Source organism: Nocardiopsis sp. N85 (genome assembly GCF_028882275.1).
Lineage (GTDB): Bacteria > Actinomycetota > Actinomycetes > Streptosporangiales > Streptosporangiaceae > Nocardiopsis > Nocardiopsis lambiniae.
The window spans coordinates 66,505-86,331 of the sequence record NZ_JARBUT010000015.1 but is presented as its reverse complement, the minus strand read 5'-3'; the positions used below and the strand labels follow the sequence as shown (position 1 = coordinate 86,331).

Sequence of the window (19,827 nt, the reverse complement as noted above, 5' to 3'; positions counted from 1 at the left end):
GGCCCTTCACACGTGCGTTCAGATCAGCGACGCGGCCGCCTCGTCGACCCAGAAGAGGGTCTTCTCGGTGCCGCGGACGCCCGCCACCGGCGCCTCGCCCACGTCGCCCCCGGCCAGCCCCAGCCGGACCGCCTCCGCCTTGGCCTCACCGGAGGCCAGCACCCACACCTCGCGCGAGGTGTTGATCGACGGCAGGGTCAGGGTGATCCGGGTCGGCGGCGGCTTGGGCGAGTCGTGCACCGGCGCGACCGACGCCTCGTCCTCGTGGACCTGCGGCAGCCCCGGGAACAGGGACGCGATGTGCGCGTCCGGTCCCACGCCCAGCAGGCACACGTCGAAGACCGGGACCGGCCCCTGCCCGCGCGCCGCCACGGCCAACTCCCGCGAGTAACGGGTCGCGGCGTGCGTCGCGTGGTCCCCGTCCAGCCCGTCGGAGGCCGGCATGGGGTGCACCTGCTGGGCGGGGACGCCGATGGCGTCGATCAGCGCCGCGCGGGCCTGCGTCTCGTTGCGGTCGGCGTCCTTGTCGGGGAGGAACCGTTCGTCACCCCACCACAGGTGGACGTGGGACCAGCCGATCCCGGACTCGGCGGCGTGCTCGCGCACCGCGTTCAACGCCGCGATGCCGATCCCGCCCCCGGTCAGGACCAGGTGGAAGGTGCGCTTGTCCGCCTCCGCCCGCACGATCTCGTTGACCAGGCGCAGCGCGACGTCCTCGGCCAGGGCCTTGGCGTCGGCGTGTCTGATGATCTGCGGTGTGCTCATGCCCCAACTCCGCTTCCTGCGAGCAGCGGTCCCAGATGGCGGGCCGCGCTCTCGTAGATCTCATCGGCGTCCAGTCGGCGCAGCTCCTCGGCGAGGGCCTGGGCGGCGCCGCGCCGGGCCAGAGCCACCGTCTGGTCCGGCTGGCCGAACCGGGACAGCGTGGCGGTGCGACCGTCGGCCCGGGAGATCGTGATGTCCCCCCGGTCGGTGATCAACCGCACCTCGGTCAGGCCGGGGCCGTGCGAGGTCTCACGCTCCACGGGCACCTCCAGCCGTTCCGACAGCCACGCCGCCAACAGGTCGGCGCTCGGGTAGTGGGATTCGGCCGTCACCTTGGCCGCGGTCACCCAACCGCACGGCTGGTCCATCGCGCTGGCCAGCAGCGAACGCCACGGGGTCAGCCGTGTCCAGGTCAGGTCGGTGTCACCCGGACTGTAGTGGGACACCCGCTCCACCAGGTCCCGCAACGGGTCGGGGGCGCGCAAAGCGTCGGTGATCCTTCTCTGGGCCAGCCGTCCCATCGGGTCGTCCGCCGGGTCGACGGGCCCGATCCCGGGCCACCACACCACCACGGGGGCGTCCGGCACCAGCAGCGGGGTGACCACCGAATCGGGGTGCTCGCCGAGCGGTCCGTACAGTCGCAGCAGCACCGCCTCGCCGGGACCGGAGGTGCCCGGACGGCGGATCTCCGCGTCGATGGCCGGTTCGGTGTCGGGGTCGCGTCGGATCAGCGCGATCACCCGTGAGGGGTGCTCGCGCCCGGCCTCGGTGGCGGCCCGCACCGCGTCGTAGTGGTCGGCCTCGTCGGTGACGATGACCAGGGTGAGCACCATGTTCATGGCGCCACCGCCGACACTGAGCCGCTCGGCCATGAGCGCCTCGGTGATCTGGGCGGTGGTGGTGCGCGGCAGGTAGAGCGTCATCGGTTCCTCCCGACGTGGTCGTTGCCGGTCACGGACGCCGCCACTGACGGCCGTCGCGGGCGAGGAGGAGCTCGCCGGACTCCGGTCCCCAGGTACCCGACCCGTACTGATCGGGCCGGCCCGCCTTGGCCCAGTACTCCTCGACCGGGTCCAGGATCCGCCAGGACAGCTCGACCTCCTCCTGGCGTGGGAACAGCGGCGGGTCGCCGATGAGCACGTCCAGGATGAGTCGCTCGTAGGCCTCCGGACTGGCCTCGGTGAACGACTGCCCGTAGGCGAAGTCCATACTCACGTCGCGCACCTCCATGCTGGCGCCCGGCACCTTGGAGCCGAAGCGCAGCGTCACCCCCTCATCGGGCTGGATGCGCAACACCAGGGCGTTCTGGCCCAGTTCGCTGACGTCGGTGCGCGGGAACAGCTGCTGGGGCGCGGCCTGGAAGACCAGCGCCACCTCGGTGACCCGACGCCCCAACCGCTTGCCCGTGCGCAGGTAGAACGGCACCCCCGACCAACGGCGGGTGTTGACGGCGAGCTTCAGCGCGGCGTAGGTCTCGGTGATGGAGTCGTCGGGGATGCCGTCCTCCTCCAGATAACCGCGCACCGACGCGCCGCCCTGCCAACCGGCCGCGTACTGGCCGCGCGCGGTCCCGGTCTCCAGGTCCTCGGGCAGCGACACCGCCGCCAGGACCTTCTCCTTCTCGGCGCGGATGGCGTCCGCGTCGTAGGAGATGGGCTCCTCCATCGCCACCAGCGCCAACAACTGGAGCAGGTGGTTCTGGATGACGTCGCGGGCCGCGCCGATGCCGTCGTAGTAGCCGGCCCGGCCGCCCACACCGATGTCCTCGGCCATGGTGATCTGCACGTGGTCGACGTACCCGCGGTTCCACAACGGTTCGAACAGGGTGTTGGCGAACCGCAGCGCCAGGATGTTCTGGACGGTCTCCTTGCCCAGGTAGTGGTCGATGCGGAACACCGACGAGGGCGGGAACACGTCGTCCACCACCGTGTTGAGGTCCTGGGCGCTGCGCAGGTCGTGGCCGAACGGCTTCTCGATGACCACCCGACGCCAGGGGCGCGCACCCTCGGGGTCCGCCTCGGGCGACTCGGCCAGGCCGGACCGCTTGAGCTGCTTGATCACGGTGGGGAACAGCTTGGGCGGCAGGGACAGGTAGAAGGCGTAGTTGCCGCCGGTGCCGCGCGCGGCGTCCAGCTCGCGCACGGTCTCCGCGAGCCGGTCGAAGGACGTGTCGTCGTCCAACTCGCCCGATACGAAACGGACGCCCTCGCTCAGCTGGCGCCAGACGTCCTCACGGAACGGGGTGCGGGCGTACTTGCGGACCGCCTCGTGCGCCTGTTCGGCGAAGTCCTGGTCCTCCCACTCCCGGCGGGCGAAACCCACCAGGCCGAAGCCCGGGGGCAGCATCCCGCGGTTGGCGAGGTCGTAGATCGCCGGCAGGAGTTTCTTGCGGGCGAGGTCGCCCGTGACGCCGAACAGCACCAGGACGCTGGGCCCGGCGATGCGCGGCAGTCTTCGGTCGAGGGCGCTGCGGAGCGGGTTGGGAACCGCTCCCGGCATCACCGGTTCTTTCAAGGTTCTCGCTCTTCCTGTCGAGAGTGGCCGGTGGGTCGTGACGGGCTCCGCCCGCGCCCCGGCTCGGGGGCGCGGGCGGGACGCCGGTCGGCCGAACGGATCAGGTGGCCGATTCCAGCTTCGCGGACAACTCCCCGAGCAGGCTCTCCCAGGAGTCGATGAACTTCCTCACGCCCTCCTCCTCCAGGAGCCCGAAGACCTCGGGGAGGCTCACCCCGGCGTCCTCCAGCGCGGCGAAGTCGGCGCGGGCACGGTCGTAGGTGCCCAGCACGGTGTTGCCGGTGACCTCCGCGTGGTCGGCGGTGGCGTCCAGGGTCGCCTGCGGCATCGTGTTGACGGTGTCGCGCGCCACCAGCTCGGTGACGTAGAGGGTGTCCGCGTAGGCCGGGTCCTTGACACCGGTGGACGCCCACAGCGGGCGCTGCGGGGTGGCGCCCTGCGCCTCCAGGGCCTTCCACTCGGCGCCCGAGAAGACCTCCTCGTAGGCCTGGTAGGCCAGCCGGGCGTTGGCCACCGCGGCCCGCCCCAGCAGGGCCTTGGCCTCGTCGGTGCCGATGGCCTTGAGTCGCTTGTCCACCTCGCTGTCCACCCGGCTGACGAAGAAGGAGGCGACGGACTGGATCCGGGACAGGTCGTGGCCGTTGTTCCGGGCCAGTTCCATGCCCTCCAGGAAGGCGTCCATCACCTGACGGTAGCGGCCCAGGGAGAAGATCAGCGTGACGTTGACGCTGATGCCCATCCCCAGTACGCGGGTGATGGCGGGCAGACCCTGGACGGTCGCCGGGATCTTGATCATCAGGTTGGGCCGGTCCACCAGCCACCACAGGGCCTTGGCCTCGGCGACGGTGCGCTCGGTGTCGAGGGCCAGTCGCGGGTCGACCTCAAGGGAGACCCTGCCGTCGACGCGGTCGGTGGCGTCGTAGACGGGGCGCAGGGTGTCGGCGGCCCAGCGGATGTCGTAGGCGGTGAGCGCCCGGACGGCCTCGTCCACGGACACGCCGCGCAGGGCGAGTTCGCGGACCTGCTCGTCGTAGGCGTCGCCCTCGGCGAGCGCCTTGTCGAAGATGGTCGGGTTGGAGGTGACCCCGACCACGTTGTGCGTGGACATCAGGTCGGTCAGGTTCCCGGTGCGCAGGCGTTCGCGGCTGATGTCGTCCAGCCAGACCGATACGCCCGCGTCGGACAGTGCCTGAAGCGGCTTGCTCATGGTGTGCGCCTTCCTCTCACAGGGAGCGCGGGCCCCGCCGGTGTGTCTCCGGCGGGGCCCGCGATGTCAGCGTCCGGCCTTGGCGGCGCTGCTGCGGACAGCGGCGACGACGGCCTCGGAGGTGATCCCGAACTTCTCGTACAGCGTCTGGTAGGGCGCGGAGGCCCCGAAGTGCTCCAGGGAGACCGACTCGCCGGCGTCGCCGACGTGGGAACGCCACCCCAGCGCGATGCCGGCCTCGACGGAGACGCGGGTGCGCACCGACGGCGGCAGGACCTGCTCGCGGTACTCCCGGCTCTGGGCCTCGAACCACTCCACGCACGGCATGGACACCACACGGGTGGGGGTGCCGGCGTCCTCCAGCTCGGTGCGGGCGGCCAAGGCCAGCTGCACCTCGCTGCCGGTGGCGATGATGATCGCCGCGGGGGAACCGCCGGTGGCCTCGGCGAGGATGTAGCCGCCCTTGGCGGCGCCCTCGGCCGGGGCGTACTCGGAGCGGTCCAGGACCGGGACGTTCTGGCGGGTCAGCGCCAGGGCGGCCGGGCCGTGGGGGTTCTCCAGGATCCTGCGCCAGACCACGGCGGTCTCGTTGGCGTCGGCCGGGCGGACCACGTCCAGACCCGGGATGGCGCGCAGCGACCACAGGTGCTCGACCGGCTGGTGGGTGGGACCGTCCTCGCCCAGACCGATGGAGTCGTGCGTCCACACGTAGGTCACGGGGAGCTTCATGAGCGCGGCCAGCCGCACCGACGGGCGCATGTAGTCGCTGAACACCAGGAAGGTGCCGCCGTAGGGGCGGGTGGGGCCGTGCAGGGCGATGCCGTTGAGGATCGAGCCCATGCCGTGCTCACGGACACCGAAGTGCAGCACGCGACCGTACGGGTTGCCGGGGAACATCGAGCTGGCCCGGTCGAAGGGCAGGAACGACGGCTCGCCCTTGGGCGTGGTGTTGTTGGAGCCGGCGAGGTCGGCGGAACCGCCCCACAGCTCGGGCAGCAGGGGGGCGACGGCGGTGAGGACCGAGCCGCTGGCGCTGCGGGTGGCCACGCCCTTCTCGCTGGGTTCGAAGGTCGGCAGCGCCTGCTCCCAGCCCTCGGGCAGCTTGCCGGACTGGAGGCGGTCGAACAGCTCGCCCTGCTCGCCGGCGCCGCGACGCCAGGCCTCGAAGTGGGTCTCCCACTCGGCGCGGGCGGTGCGGCCCCGCTCCAGCGCGGCGCGGGTGTGCTCGATGACGTCGTCGTCGACGTGGAACGGCTCGTCGGTCAGGCCGAGGAGTTCCTTCGTGGCGCTGATCTCGGCGGCGCCGATGGCCGCGCCGTGGATGGCGCCGGTGTTCTGCTTGTTGGGCGCCGGCCAACCGATGACGGTGCGCAGGCGGATGAAGGTGGGACGCTCGGTCTCGGCCTTGCCGTTGAGGATCGCCCGGTACAGGGCGTCGACGTCCTCGGCGTACTCGCCGCCGGAGGTCCAGTCCACCTCCTCGACGTGCCAGCCGTAGGCCCGGTAGCGCTCGGCCACGTCCTCGGAGTGCGCGACGCGGGTGTCGTCCTCGATGGAGATCCGGTTGTCGTCCCAGATGAGGGTGAGGTTGCCCAGGTTCTGGGTGCCGGCCAGGGCGCTGGCCTCGTGGCTCACGCCCTCCTGCACGTCGCCGTCGGAGCAGATGGCGTAGATGTGGTGGTCGAAGGGGCTGGCGCCGGGGCCGGCCTCGGGGTTGTACAGGCCGCGCTCGCGGCGCGCCGCCATGGCCATGCCGACGGCGTTGCCGACACCCTGGCCGAGCGGACCGGTGGTGGTCTCGACACCGGGGGTGTGGCTGAACTCCGGATGTCCCGGGGTGCGGCTGTCCCACTGCCGCAGAGCCTTGAGGTCGTCCAGTTCCAGTCCGTAGCCGGCCAGGTAGAGCTGGATGTACAGGGTCAGGCTGGAGTGGCCGGCGGACAGCACGAAGCGGTCGCGGCCCACCCACTCGGGGGCGGCCGGGTCGTGCCGCATGATCTTCTGGAACAGGAGGTAGGCGGCGGGTGCGAGACTCATCGCGGTGCCGGGGTGTCCGTTACCCGACTTCTCTACGGCGTCCATGGCCAGGGCGCGGACCGTGTCGACGGCGCGGCGGTCGAGGTCCGACCACTCCAGGGCCTGCGGGGTGTGGGCGTTCACGGACTCTCGTTTCTCCTTCTCGGGCACGTCCCCGGTTCCGGCCCGGGTGTGGGGTCGGTGTCGCATCGGTCGTCCGCACCGTCGCCGGGCACCCTGGCGACCCGCCGTCGGGGCGGGGCTCAAGGGGCGCGGGGGTGGGCCGTGATCGTGTTCTCGTCCCGAACACCGTGGGCCGTGTGCCGCTCTCGGCCGGTGGCGGCCGGGAGCGTGTCCGGAACCGGGGCTGGTTCGGTCGACTTCGAGCCTATCGTCCGTAACCGGAGATGTCGTTGCCCGACACCGCTCACACGCTCGTCCGGGCACCCCGCAGACGGCCGGTCGGGCGGTGGGGGAGCGGGTGCGTGGCGGCTGGCGGGCGTGCGGGGCGTGTGCGACCCTTCTGTGACCCGCCGTGGCCGACCGCCCTGACGTGCCGAAGGACCTGGGACTTTCGCATCGGAGGGGGCTGGTCCTCGGGCCCCGCGAACAAGTACTACAGTATGTCGTTGACGGGGTTTCCGCCGATCATGACGCTTTTCGTCGGTCCGCCCGACCCCGCGTGGCGAGCAGTGTCGAAGACCCTAGAGTTGTCGAGGTATCCGCGTGTCTGAAACCGAGCCGGTGCCCCCCGTGGGGACGCGAGCGAGCCGTCCGGCAGTGGGGACACGGTGACCGATGGCCCTCGCTGACCCCGCGCCCCGCACCACGTCCGACGACGCCGTGCCCGAGGCCTCCCGCAAGGCCTCCTTCGGCGAGTACGTGCGCGCCTATGTGGCCCTCTCCAAACCCCGCGTCATCGAGCTGCTGCTCATCACCACGATCCCGGTGATGTTCGTCGCGGCCGGTGGCGTCCCACCGCTGTGGACCGCCGTGTACACGCTGCTGTTCGGCACGATGTCGGCGGCCAGCGCGAACGCGATGAACTGCTACATCGACCGCGACATCGACCGTGAGATGCGTCGCACCCGCCAACGGCCCGGTGCGATGGCACTGGTCACACCGCGTGGCGCGCTCGTCTACGGGCTGATCCTGGCGATCGGATCCACGGTCGGGTTCGCCCTGCTGGTGAACCTGCTCTCGGCGGCGCTGTCGGTCTTCGCGATCGCGTTCTACATCTTCGTCTACACCCTGCTGCTCAAGCGCCGCACCGCGCAGAACGTGGTGTGGGGCGGCATCGCCGGGTGCATGCCCGTCCTCATCGGCTGGTCCGCCGTCACCAACAGCCTGGACTGGGCGCCGTTCGTCCTCTTCCTGGTCGTGTTCTTCTGGACGCCGCCGCACACCTGGACGCTCGCCATGCGCTACAAGGAGGACTACGCGCAGGCCAAGGTCCCGATGCTGCCGGTGGTCGCCAGCGACCGCCGGGTCCTGCTGGAGTGCGTCCTGTACAGCTGGGCCACCGTGGTCGTGTCGCTGATCTTCTGGCCGGTGGCCGGTACCACCTGGTTCTACGGTGCGGTCGCGACCGCGCTCGGCGCCCTGCTGATCGTCCAGGCCCACCGTCTGCTCCAGCGCTCCCGCGCCGGGGTGAGCGGCGCGCAGCTCAAGACGATGGGCTTCTTCCACCTGTCCAACGCCTACCTGGCGTTGCTGTTCGTGGCCGTCACGGTCGACCCGCTGCTCGCCGGCCTCTTGGGCTGACCCGGACCGACGACCCGTCCGCCGTGGCGGCGCCCCTCGGGGCGCCGCCACGGTCGTTCCCGGGGCCGGCGTTCAGCGGATCGGTCGGGCCTCGGCCAGGAAACAGCCGAACACCACCGCGCGCACGTGGACCAACGCCACGTCGGGGTCGGCGAACATCTCCGTCAGGACGCCGTCGACCTCCCCGGCCCGCGCGTCGGGCAGCTCGATCAGTCGCCCGCCCAGGATGCGGCCCCGGGCGTCGTAGGCGCGCAGGACCCGCAGCGGTCCGTGCAACGCGACCGGATACCCCGTTCCGTGGGCCGGTCCGCCGCACTCGTCGCCGTGGACGAAGACCGGGCCGACCTCGTCATAGGCGCCCGCGTCGACGCCGTGCGCCCCGGGCCGGACCCGCAACGGGGCGTAGGAGACGAGCATGATCCGCTCCCCGGCCCGGCTCCGCCGCAGACAGCAGCGCAAGGGGGCGCCGCCCTCGGGATCGGTGCGGATCGGTCGGACACGGCCGGCGTCGTCGGCGACGCGCAACCGTTCCAGGACCTCCGGGGCGATCGCCCGGATCTCGTGCGATGTGATCACCGTGTTCATGGGAGCAGGATCGCGCACGGGCCGCGATCGGGCCGGCACTCATCGGACATCGCGTCCACCGGTGCTCCCCGGGACCGCGCTCTTGTCACAGGAGACCGCTATAACCTCAGACATGCCGATGACCTCCCCTTCCCCCCAGCCGGTCTGGACCGACGGTCCCGACGGCTACTCCCTCGCCCTGGAGGGCACCACCCTCGCCTGCCGCAACGCCAAGGGACGCAGGCTCAAGACGGTGCCCAAGAAGGTGCGCGAATCCGATCAGGCGCGCCGCCTGGCCGACGTGCTGTTGTGGTTGGAACGCCACGAACGCGACTGCGCGGCCCGGGTCGAGTCCTGGTTGCTGGGCTCCCTGCCGGTGCCCGCCTCCGTCATCGCCGCGGTGTGGCCCGACCCGACCTGGCGGGATCTGCTCACCGACCTGTTCGTCGCCCCCGTCGAGGGAGGGGAGGGCGGGTTCCTGCGCGGTGTCGACGACCGGGGCCGGATCGGCGTCCTGGACCTGGACGCCGAGAGCGTCTGGCTGGACGCCGACCGGGTCGTCCCCCCGCACCCCGTGCTCATCGAGGACCTGGCCGACGTACGCGAGTTCGCCCTGGAACTCGACATCACCCAACGCCTGCCCCAGCTCACCCGCCAGATCCACCGCCGCCCCGACGCCTTCGCCGCCGACGCCGCCCAGATCGACGACTACGCGGGCGGACGGTTCGACGAACTGCGCCACGCCGCCGGCCTGGCCCAGCGCCACGGCTTCCCCGTCCGGGGCGGTTACGCGACCTGTCGGGTCGTCGAGGGCGGACGTCCGGTGCAGGCCCGCCACTGGATCGGCTCCGACGCCCCCGACTGGGAGACCGAGACCGGATCCCTGCTGTGGGTCGACACCGACGAGCGCCCCTTGAGACTCACCGATGTGGGCCCCGTCGCCTGGTCCGAGGGCGTGCGCATGGCCGAACTCATCTACGCGGGCCGTAAGAACACCCGGGAGGAGAACAAGTGACCACCCCCCACGAAGGCCTCCTCGACGCCGGTCTGGCCCCTCTCGACGCCGTCGTCGACGGGCACACCGACCCCGTCTCCGCGCGGGTCCACACCCACCCGGCCCTGGGCGACCGCCAGGTCGTGCGCCTGGTCCCCGACGCCCTGGCCCCCGCCGAGGACTCCGCCATGGACTTCCTCGGGTTCGCCATCGCGCACCATTCCGAGCCCCTGACCCTGACCCGCCCGCGCGGCCTGGGCTACCCCGAGTGGGCGCTCGTCCACGACCCCGACCGGCGGGCCGAGGCGCTGGCCCTGGTCCGGCCGATGGAGGGTGCCGCCCGCCTGGCCGCCACCCGCCCCGGCCCGGCCTCCGACGAGTTCGTCCGCATCGCCGCCGAGGTCCCCATCCCGCACCTGCCCGCCTACTGGGAGCAGGCCGGCCGCGCCTTCCTGGCCGCCGACAACGCCCGCACCGCCGCCATCATGTTCGGCCGCGCCCGTGAGGCCGAACAGGTCTACAGCCTGCCCGTCGACGAGACCACCCGACGCGAGTCCTTCCTGGAGTTCGCGTTCGCCGGTGCCCTCACGGTCAAGGCCCTGGCCGCGCACGCCGTCGAGTTGTCCGGCCGTTACGCCCCCGACCGCGCCTACACCGAGTTCCGCGAACTGGCGGTGCGCCGCACCCTGGGCGGGCTGCCGCCGTGGACCGGTCTCGTCAAGCAGATCCGTTCCCTGGCCAAGGCCGCCGGGCTCGTCCCCGCCGAGGAGGAGGCGTCGCTGCTGCGCGAACTCCTCACCGTGCCCGCCACCGCCTCCGCCCCCGAAGGGTTCTGGAAGTCCGCCCGCTCCGGACTGGTGACCCTGGGCCGGTCCGACACCGAGGTCGCACGCACCCTGCTGGGCACGTTCGTCAACGCCGGCGGCTACGGCGACACCCCCTTCCACGGGTGGTGGCTGGGGCTTCTCGCCGACGCGGGGGCGGTGGACCTGCTCGCCGACCCCGCGCAGACCGTGCCCGGCGGCGCCGCCGGGTGGGTGAGCCGCATGATCGGCCACACCCGGGGATGGAACAGGTCGCTGCCCGACGGGTTCCTGGATCTGGTCACCCGGATCGCCGGCCGGCTGCGCGCCGACGGGACCCCGGTCACCGTCTCGGGACGGAGCCGGTACGTCTCGAACATCCCCGCCGATCTGCTCGACCTGTGCCTGGAACTGGGCGTCCCGGTCACCACCGACCGGGCGCGCGGCTCCCTCGACCTGGAGACCTGGCTGGACCACCCGCGCGGCGGCCCCCGCCGCGACCTGGCGTTCCTGCGCGCCGCCCCCGAGTGGGAACCGCTGCTGGAGGAGGCCGTCGCCTCCTACGGCAGCGGCTACGGTTACCGTGGCGGACAAAAGGTTCTGGAGGACCTGCTCCCCTACGAGTACCTGCACCCCTACGTCGAACGGCGGCTGGAGGTGCTCACCTCCGCGATGGAGGGCGGTGGCCTGTTCCGGTTGCGCGACCGACTGGAGGCGCTGGGACACGAGACGAACGGCGAGATCTTCCGGGCCTTCCCCCGGCACCTGGCCCGGCTCTCCGCCCTGGACGTCGCCGACTTCCTGGCCCGGACCCTCAACAGCGGCATCGTCGACGAGTACACCTGGCCGGCGCTGGAGGAGGCCGCCCTCGAACTGGGCGCCCACGGTGGCGGCGGCACCGAGCTCCACGGCACCTCCTCCTGGCCGGTCTACACCCTCTGCTCACAGGAGCGGGCCATCGCGGTGGGCCCTCGGGAACGCGTGGCCGAGCACCACCTGATGCTGCCCAGGGGGGCCACCGCCACCGGCGCGCTCTACGTCCAGGGCCGGTTCCTGGTGTCCTACACCAAGGATCACGACCACTTCGGTTACTGGTCCGACGCCCCCGACGAACGACTCGCCTTCGACTACGACTCGGTGGTCCACGGGGCCATGTGGCGCGATCAGACCCCCGGGGTGGCCCAGGCGACCGCCGACGGAGCCCGCATGAACGGTCGACGCGCCCTGCGGGCCGGGGACGTCGACGGGCTCCGCGACCGGCACGTGCTCTCCGACGGGCGGACCTTCTGGACCCGTGACGAACAGCGGGACGTCGCGGTGGAGGTCGACCCCGCCACCGGCGCCTTCGGGCGGGCCAGCCTGCCCGCCTTCCTGGAGGAACAGCGGATCGGTGAGGGGGAGACGCTGATGCCGTGGCTGTCCACCCTGGTGCCGCTCGTCGAACCGGCGACCGAAGGCCCGCTCGGGAACACCGAGGGCCCGGCCGGGTTCGCGATCGTGCGCGGCCGGGCCGGTGAGGGCCTCCACCGGATCGTCTCCACCGACGGACGTGAGGTCCGGATCCGCACCACGGAGAACCGAGGACACCGGTTCCTGCCCGCGATCGGCCTGTTCACCCCACCCGGTGGTGAGGACACCCACGTCCTCACCAACGCCAACGGGATCGGCCTCGTCGACACCGAGGGCCGCCGGTTGTGGAGCTGCCATCTCGGCGGGGCCTGCGACTGCACCGCCAAATGGGGCACACCCCACCTGCCGCCCATGCTGTTCTGGTACTTCATGAGGCCGCGCGACACCGCCGCCTCGGCGTTCCTGCGCACCGTGCGCGGCGCCGACCTGAAGGACCTGGTGGCGGCGGCCCTGGCCGAGCGCGACCGGATGACGCCGGCCGCACGGTCCATGATCGTCGCCAAGGCCCCCGTCACGGCGGCCGACGGCCCTCTGGCCGGCACCCGTCGGGCGGTCACGGCCCTGCTGTCCTCCCCGGAGGGCGCCCCACCGGCTCCGGGGATCATCGACGGGCTCATGGGGTTGGCGATCGCCGCCGCGCGGCTGCGGCACGACCTGGACACCTACCTGGAGAAGGCCGAACGGGTCAAGGGACTCGACGCCGTCGGTCCCGAGTCCGAGGAACTCCTCACCGCGCTCAGGCCCTTCCTGCCCTTGCACCACGTCGGCGACGGGGACGTGCGCGGCCACATCGAGGCCACCTCCCGCTTCCTGCGCGGTGAGGACGACCTCGACGCGCTGCGCGGGCGACCGTCGACGGCCCTGGACTGGTCCTCGCTCCCCGGCTCGATCGGGACCCTGGCCTGGTCGGCGGCCTCACCCCTGACCGGGGAGGCCGAGCGCGCGGTCCTGGTCGACCTTCTCACCCGGTGGGCCGACACCGTGTTCGCCGACCCCGACGTGGAACTGGACCTGGGTATCGTGCTCTCCAACGAGAGGCACGATCCCTCCGTGATCGGCGCCGACGGCGGGCGCCGGGCCGGACTCGACCTCGTGCCGGACGTCCCCGAACGGGAGAGGACGAAGAAGGAGAAGCGGGCCCAGTGGTTCGTCGAGACGTCGGCCGGTGACGCCCTGCCCACGGCCCCGGGCGTTCGGGAACTGCGCCGCACCCGGATCGCCCCGGGGTGGGGCACCGCTCGGGCGATCACCGCGTTCCTGGCCGCCCTGGCCGAGCACGGTCCGCTGTCCTGGAGCCCCGAGGCGGTCGACGCCTTGGCCGCGCGCACCGGCCTGCCCACGGAGGCCGCCGCCATGCTGTTGGTCCAGCGCTTCCATGAGAACGCCTTCACCACCGAAGCGCGCAGGGCGATCGGCTTGACGGAGACGCAGACCTGGATCGGCGCCCGGGAACTGGGCGCGGTGGACCGGGAGACCGTGCTGGAGCTGTACCGCGACGCCCTGCCGCGAACCCCCGAGGAGTTCGCCGCCCTGTGGTCCCCGGAGGGGACGCGCGCGGCGGCCGAACGCCTCGCCGACGCCTGGAACCGGCTGAAGGGGGTCCGCGAGCCCCTGTCGCCCGCGGTCCTGGCCGCCCTCCAGACCCCGTGGCCTCCCACCGGCACCGCTACGCTGCGCCTGTTGATGGACCCCTCCCACGACCCGGTCCTGACCACGGACACGCGCAGCCGGCTGGAGTCGGAGGAGTCCTACAACCGCGTCCGGATCGAGGTCCGGCACGAACCCGCGCGGGCGTCGGCCCTGGAAGGTCTGCTCGCGGAGTTCGCGTTGCTGATCCCCTGGGTCCACGCCGAACTCCCCGCGGGCGACCCCGTCCGTGAGGCCGTCCCCGGGACCCTGCGGATCCTGCGTGCCCGCCTGGACGCCCCCGAACTGCTGCTGAGCGTGGGCTCCTTCTGGGGGGAGGGGCGTGAGGCGCTGCGGGAGCGGATCGGCGGGGAGCCCTACCGGGCCGCCGTCGGCGGGGCCACCCCCATCGAGGCCACCGACAACGGCACGGTGGTCCTGTCCGGTGAGGCCTACGGCCTGCGGCTGTGGTTCCGTCCCGCCCGTTTCGACGACGGGGTGCACTCCGGGACGCTGCGCGCCCTGATCCAAGGGGACGAGTTCCCCTCGCACGGCTCCTCCGCCGTGCGGACCGTGGACCTGCTGCGCAGCCCCGGGTACACGGCGATCGCCGACCGTATCGCCTCCGGAGCGCTGCCCGAGGGCGCCCACGAGTACGATCCGGCGGCCTCCGTACCGGAGCTGTTCGCCGAGGCCGCCGGGACACTCGGGTTGTCCGAGGACGCCGCCCGGCTGTACCTGCAACTGCTCGCGGTCCTGGAGCCCACCGACAAGCGGATCCGCGCCGTCAACGGATGGAGTCCGGCCCGGCACGGCAGGGCCCGGACCGAACTGCTCGACCGAGGCCTGGTCATGACGGCCAAACGCGCCCGAGCCGGTCGCACGGTCTTCCTGCCGGGCGCGTGGACCGACATCAAGCAGGGCCCCGACCTGCCCTTCGAGACGTGGAAGGCGTCGCTGTACGACCTGCGGATCAACGGCACGGCCGTGCTCTCGCCGCTCCCGCAACGGAACCTGCCCGTGCGTCCGGTTCCGGAGGTCTTCGCCGAGGCCTGGCGACGTGTCCGTGAGGGCGACGCCCCGACCTCGTGACCTCCGCCCCCCGCCCCGGTCCCGGCCGTTCGCCGGGACCGGGGCACCCGATCGACCTTCCATCCCCGCCCCCCTTACCCCGGAGGAGACCGTGGTGCCCGAGCCCACGACCGACGCGCAGATCGAACCGGCCGAGCGGCGGTACGCCGAGGAACTGGCGTTCCTGACCGCCCACGACACCGGTCCCCGGCCGCCGGGGTGGGCGCTGACGCCCCGCGCCGTCGTGACGTTCATCGTCGGCAGCGCCGGCGAACGCCTGCGCCTGCCCGAACCCGTCGACGGGCTGCCCGCCTCCCTGGAGATCACCGCCAAGTTCGTGGGCGACCGCGGCCTCGTGGAGCGTTGCGCGGTCACCCTCGCCGGTGAGCGCGGACTGCTCCTGGTCGGCGAACCCGGCACCGCCAAGTCCATGCTCTCCGAACTGCTGGCCACCGCCGTCGGCGGGACCGGCTCCCTCACCGTGCAGGGCACCGCCGGCACCAACGAGGAGCACCTGCGCTACGGCTGGAACTACGCCCTCCTGCTCGCGAAGGGGCCCGTCCCCGACGCGCTGGCCCCCTCCCCGGTGCTCACCGCGATGCGCACCGGCCGCATCGCCCGGGTCGAGGAGGTCACCCGCTGCCTGCCGGAGGTGCAGGACGCCCTGGTGTCCATCCTTTCCGACCGCCGCATGTCCGTGCCCGAACTCGCCGACGACGGCACCTTCCTCGCCCGACCCGGGTTCAACGTCATCGCCACCGCGAACCTGCGCGACCGGGGCGTGTCGGAGATGAGCGCCGCCCTCAAGCGCCGCTTCAACTTCGAGGTGGTACCGCCCATCGCCGACCTGACGGCCGAGGTGGCGCTGGTGCGCCGGCAGGCGGGCACCGCCCTGGCCCGCCACGGCCACGCCCGGCCCGTGGACGACGCGGTCCTGGAGGCACTCGTCACCGCCTTCCGCGACCTGCGTTCGGGCACCTCGGTGGAGGGGTGGCCGGTGGAGCGGCCCACCACCGTCATGAGCACCGCCGAGGCCGTCGGCGTCACCACCTCCCTCGGGTTGCAGAGCGCCTACCTGGGGGTGTCCGACCCGCTGTCGCTGCTGCCCGGATACCTGCTGGGCACGGTCCGCAAGGACGACCCGGACGACCACGGGCGGCTGCTCGCCTACTGGGACTCCACGATCCGCCACCGGGCCGAGAACGGCGCCCGCATGTGGCAGCGCCTGTACGAGCTGCGTCATGTCCTGGGGGAGTGACGTGACGTCCACCGCCGAGGCCCCCGAGGCCGTGGTGGCGGCGTTGGCCGGGTGCGCCTCGCCGTACCTGGTGGGCGTGCGCCACCATTCGCCGGTCCTGGCCGCCGCCATGCCCGCCCTGTTGTCGGCCGCCGACCCCGACGCGGTGCTCGTCGAACTGCCCTGGGAGGCAGGGCCGTGGCTGGAGTGGCTCGCCCACCCCGACACGATCGCACCCGTCGCCCTCGTCCTGGGCGGGTCCGAGGACGGCGCGCACGCCTTCTACCCGTTCGCCGACTTCTCGCCGGAACTCGCGGCGCTGCGCTGGGCCCGGCAGCACGGCGTTCCGGTGCACGCCATCGACCTGCCCGCCTCGGTGAGGGTGCCCGACACCGACGCCCCGCGCACCCCCTCGGGGCTGTCCGAGGCGATGCTGCGGGCCGCCGACGTCACCGACGGGGAGGAGCTCTGGGACCGCCTGGTCGAGGCGCGTTCCCAGGGCGCCGATCCCGAACGGATCCGCCGTGCGGCACTGGCCCTGGGCTGGGCCCACCGCGCGGCCGAACCCGACGGCCCCGGCTCGCACGACCGTGCCCGCGAGGCCTGGATGCGACGCCGGATCGCCGAGATCGGCGCCGTCCGTCCGGTGGCCGTCGTGGGCGCCTACCACGCCGCGGCCCTGCTCTCCGAGACCGCCCGCGACACCCTGCGCCGCTCCCTCACCCCGCCCGCCGTCCCGCCCGCAGACCCGACGCCCGCAGACCCGACGCCCGCCGACCCGGCGGCCCAAGCGCGGCCCCCCGGCCGCGGAACCGATGACCCTGGCCGGTCGCTCGCGGTGCCGGAGAGCCCGATCGCCCTGCCCGAGGCGCACGAGGTGCCCGTTCCCGAACCCGGATCCCACACCGGCGGCACGGTCACCGCCCTCATCCCCTACACCTTCGCCCTCCTCGACTCCCGTTCCGGTTACCCGGCGGGCATCCGCGACCCCGAATGGCAGCAGGACGTCCACGCGGCCGCCGGCGTCCCCGAGCGGGTGGAGGAGGCGGCGATCCGCCGTCTGTCGGCGATCGGTGCCCGGCTGCGCGCCGACGGGCACGTGTGCGGTGTCCCCGACACGACCGCCGCCTATCGCATGGCCCGCGACCTGGCCGTCCTGCGCGGGCTGCCCGCGCCCGGACGCCGCGAGCTCATCGAAGCGCTCACCAGCGCCCTCGCCCAGGGCGAGCCCCTGGGGCGGGCCCGGGCCCTGGCCCGCGCCGCCCAGCGCGAACTCGTCGGCGATCGGCGCGGTCGCCCGGCACCGGACGCCCCGGCCTCCGGCCTGAGCGTGCACGTCTCCTCCCTGGTCGCCCGGTTGCGCCTGCCCGGTCCCGGCGACGAACGCCGGGAGTCGCGGCTGGATCCGATGCGCTCCCCGCTGGACCGGGAACGGCACATCGCCCTGCAACGGATGGTCGCCGCGGGCATCGCCTACGGCGAGTCCCTGGACGACACGGGCCCCACCACCGACGGCGAGACCCTGGGCCGCTCCTGGAACCTCCGCTGGACCCCCTCCACCGGGGCCACCCTCGAACTCGCGGCCTGTTACGGGACGACCCTCGAACAGGTCGCCCGTGGTCGGATCGCCGCCCGGCTGCGCGACCACGAAGGCGACCTCACCCCCGAACTCGTCGGGAACCTGCTCACCGGGGCCGCCGAGTGCGCGCTGCCCGACCTGGTGACCGACCTCGGCCACCGCGTCCGCGACGAGGTGCTGCCCCGGGCCGGTCTGACCGACGCCGTCACCCTGCACGACCGGCTCCAACGGATCGTCGTCGGCCGGATCCCCGGCATGCCCGAGGCCCCCGACGCACTGGTGAGGCTCCGCACCCGGTTGGCGGAGGCCGCCATCGCCTCCGTGCCCGGTATGGCGGGCAGCACCGACCGCGCCGACGCGGAGTCCCTGTTGCGGGTCGTCCGCATGGTCCAGGACCAGGCGGCCCTGCCGGGCGCCGTCGGCGTCCACCGACTGCTGTGGCAGTTGCGCTCGCTGCTCACCGAAGGGGGAGCGCTCGCCCAGGGCGCAGCCCTGGCCGCCCTGCTCCTGCTGGAGGCCACCGACCCCGGCGAGACGGCCGCCCGCCTGGCCGGATGGGCCGACGACGCCTCCGACGGCACGGCCCTGGCCCGCCGACTCACCGGCGCGCTGGTGGTGGCCGCCCCGGTGCTGGAGGCCGACCCCGCGCTCCTGGACACCCTCACCGAACGGGTGGAGGGCTGGGACGACCCCGGGTTCCTCACCCGCCTGCCCGCGCTGCGCGAAGGATTCGAGGCCCTGTCGAACGCGGCCAGGGGTCGCTTCCTGGACGCGATCACCGAACGCCTCGGTGAGGTGGACACCGACCTGACCGTGCCCCAGGCCCTGGCCGCGGCCCTCGCCGACGCCGACACCACCGCCCGCACCGCCGTGAACGCCCTCCTGCCGGCCTTCCTCACCGCCCTCACCGCCGGCACACCCACCTCCGGGGACACCGCCGGATCGGCCGTTCCGCCGGAGGGGGCCGACCCCGCCGCCCCCCGGACCGGGGGGTCCGCGCCGATGGATTCCGGTGCGGCGCCCCCTCGGCCGGCCGGGGAGGAGGATGCGGGGGACGGGGTGGACACGCCCACGGTGGAGAACATGGCGATTCCTCTCGGAACACGGACCGGATCCCTTTCAGTGTCGCCTGCGGAAACGGCCCCGAGCGGGTTGTCCACAGGCCCGGTTCCCGGGGAGCGCGCCATCGGCGCCGCCGACCGGTGGCGGCTCGTCCTGGGGCGCGAACCGCAAGGGGGCTCGGCCCCGGCGCGGCGTGCCGCCCGGGCCCTGGACGAGCTCTACGGACGCGGTCACGGCGAGGGATCGCACGACCCCACCGGCGGGCGGGGCCGCTCCGAACCCGCAGCCCGGGAATGGTCGGAGGAACTCCAGGCCCTGTTCGGCGTCGACGTGCGCGAAGAGGTCCTGGGCCGGGCCGCCGAACGCGGCCGCTCCGACGTCCTCGATCACCTCGACCCCGACACCGTCACCCCCTCGGTGGACCTCCTCGAACAGGTCCTCTCCTTGGCCGGCGCCCTGCCCGAGGCCCGATTGGTCCGGCTGCGCCCCCTGGTGAAACGCCTCACCGACCGCCTCACCGCCGAACTGGCCCGCCGCCTGCGCCCCGCGCTGTCCGGGCTGTCCGTCCCCCGGCCCACCCGCCGCCGGGGCGGTCGCCTCGACCTGGGACGCACCGTCCGCGCCAACCTCCACACCGTCCGCCCCGGGGCGGACGGCCCTCTGATCGTCCCCGAGAACCCGGTGTTCACCACCCGTGCGCGGCGCAGCGCCGACTGGCACGTGCACATCGTCGTGGACGTGTCCGGGTCGATGGAACGCTCCACGATCCACGCCGCCCTGGTCGCCGCGATCCTCCACGGCATGCCCGCGCTGAGCGTCTCCCTCACCGCCTTCTCCACCGAGGTCATCGACCTCACCGACCGGGTCCACGACCCCCTGGCCCTGTTGTTGGAGGTCTCCGTGGGCGGCGGTACCGACATCGGTGCGGGACTGGCCCACACCCGGGCGAAGGTGCGGGTGCCGAGCCGCACCATCGTCGCGCTCATCACCGACTTCGAAGAGGGCGGCAGCCTGTCGCGCACCCTTGGAGAGGTCCGGGCCCTGGCCTCGGCCGGCGTGCACCTGCTCGGCCTGGCCGCCCTCGATCACGGCGGCGCACCGGTGTACAACCGGGCGATCGCCGCGTCGTTCGCCGACGCCGGCATGCCGGTGGCCGCCCTGGGCCCCGAGCGACTGGCCGCGTGGATCGGTGAGAAGGTGCGCGGTTGACCACTC

At 73.0% G+C, this 19,827-nt stretch carries 11 protein-coding genes; 5 read left to right on the top strand and 6 right to left on the bottom strand.

Going from position 1 to position 19,827, the window contains the following annotated elements; translation table 11 throughout:
• Nucleotides 1–18: 18 nt before the first annotated feature.
• The 5 genes from pgl to tkt form a co-directional block, all read right to left on the bottom strand.
• Nucleotides 19–765, bottom strand: a complete 747-nt coding sequence (gene pgl / locus PWG71_RS20200; protein ID WP_274811479.1) for a 6-phosphogluconolactonase — start codon at nucleotides 763–765, stop codon at nucleotides 19–21.
• Nucleotides 762–1,688 (bottom strand): glucose-6-phosphate dehydrogenase assembly protein OpcA, encoded by a 927-nt coding sequence (locus PWG71_RS20195; protein ID WP_274811478.1) that lies wholly within the window; start codon nucleotides 1,686–1,688, stop codon nucleotides 762–764. Before PWG71_RS20195 ends, pgl begins: the two co-directional genes overlap by 4 nt.
• 28 nt (nucleotides 1,689–1,716) lie before the next feature.
• The gene (zwf, locus tag PWG71_RS20190) at nucleotides 1,717–3,264 is read right to left on the bottom strand and encodes a glucose-6-phosphate dehydrogenase (RefSeq protein WP_274811477.1); all 1,548 of its coding nucleotides are present in this window, start codon (nucleotides 3,262–3,264) and stop codon (nucleotides 1,717–1,719) included.
• 115 nt (nucleotides 3,265–3,379) lie between these two features.
• A complete protein-coding gene (tal, locus tag PWG71_RS20185; protein WP_274811476.1) occupies nucleotides 3,380–4,486 on the bottom strand; it encodes a transaldolase in 1,107 nt (368 codons plus the stop codon).
• Between the two features lie 66 nt (nucleotides 4,487–4,552).
• A complete protein-coding gene (gene tkt / locus PWG71_RS20180; protein ID WP_274811475.1) occupies nucleotides 4,553–6,646 on the bottom strand; it encodes a transketolase in 2,094 nt (697 codons plus the stop codon).
• 654 nt (nucleotides 6,647–7,300) lie between these two features.
• On the opposite strand from tkt, the gene PWG71_RS20175 reads away from it, so the two are divergent.
• Nucleotides 7,301–8,266: a heme o synthase gene (locus PWG71_RS20175; protein ID WP_274811474.1), complete on the top strand. Its 966-nt coding sequence runs from the start codon at nucleotides 7,301–7,303 to the stop codon at nucleotides 8,264–8,266.
• A gap of 72 nt (nucleotides 8,267–8,338) precedes the next feature.
• Here PWG71_RS20175 and PWG71_RS20170 read toward each other — a convergent pair whose 3' ends face one another.
• The gene (locus PWG71_RS20170) at nucleotides 8,339–8,851 is read right to left on the bottom strand and encodes a DUF1203 domain-containing protein (protein ID WP_274811473.1); all 513 of its coding nucleotides are present in this window, start codon (nucleotides 8,849–8,851) and stop codon (nucleotides 8,339–8,341) included.
• Between the two features lie 112 nt (nucleotides 8,852–8,963).
• On the opposite strand from PWG71_RS20170, the gene PWG71_RS20165 reads away from it, so the two are divergent.
• The 4 genes from PWG71_RS20165 (at nucleotide 8,964) to PWG71_RS20150 (ending at nucleotide 19,821) form a co-directional block, all read left to right on the top strand.
• On the top strand, nucleotides 8,964–9,845 hold the full coding sequence (locus PWG71_RS20165) for a DUF4132 domain-containing protein (RefSeq protein ID WP_274811472.1): 882 nt from the start codon (nucleotides 8,964–8,966) through the stop codon (nucleotides 9,843–9,845).
• The gene (locus PWG71_RS20160) at nucleotides 9,842–14,755 is read left to right on the top strand and encodes a hypothetical protein (protein WP_274811471.1); all 4,914 of its coding nucleotides are present in this window, start codon (nucleotides 9,842–9,844) and stop codon (nucleotides 14,753–14,755) included. Before PWG71_RS20165 ends, PWG71_RS20160 begins: the two co-directional genes overlap by 4 nt.
• Before the next feature lie 94 nt (nucleotides 14,756–14,849).
• Nucleotides 14,850–15,992: an ATP-binding protein gene (locus PWG71_RS20155; RefSeq protein ID WP_274811470.1), complete on the top strand. Its 1,143-nt coding sequence runs from the start codon at nucleotides 14,850–14,852 to the stop codon at nucleotides 15,990–15,992.
• Between the two features lies 1 nt (nucleotide 15,993).
• A complete protein-coding gene (locus PWG71_RS20150) occupies nucleotides 15,994–19,821 on the top strand; it encodes a DUF5682 family protein (RefSeq protein ID WP_274811469.1) in 3,828 nt (1,275 codons plus the stop codon).
• Nucleotides 19,822–19,827 lie beyond the last annotated feature (6 nt).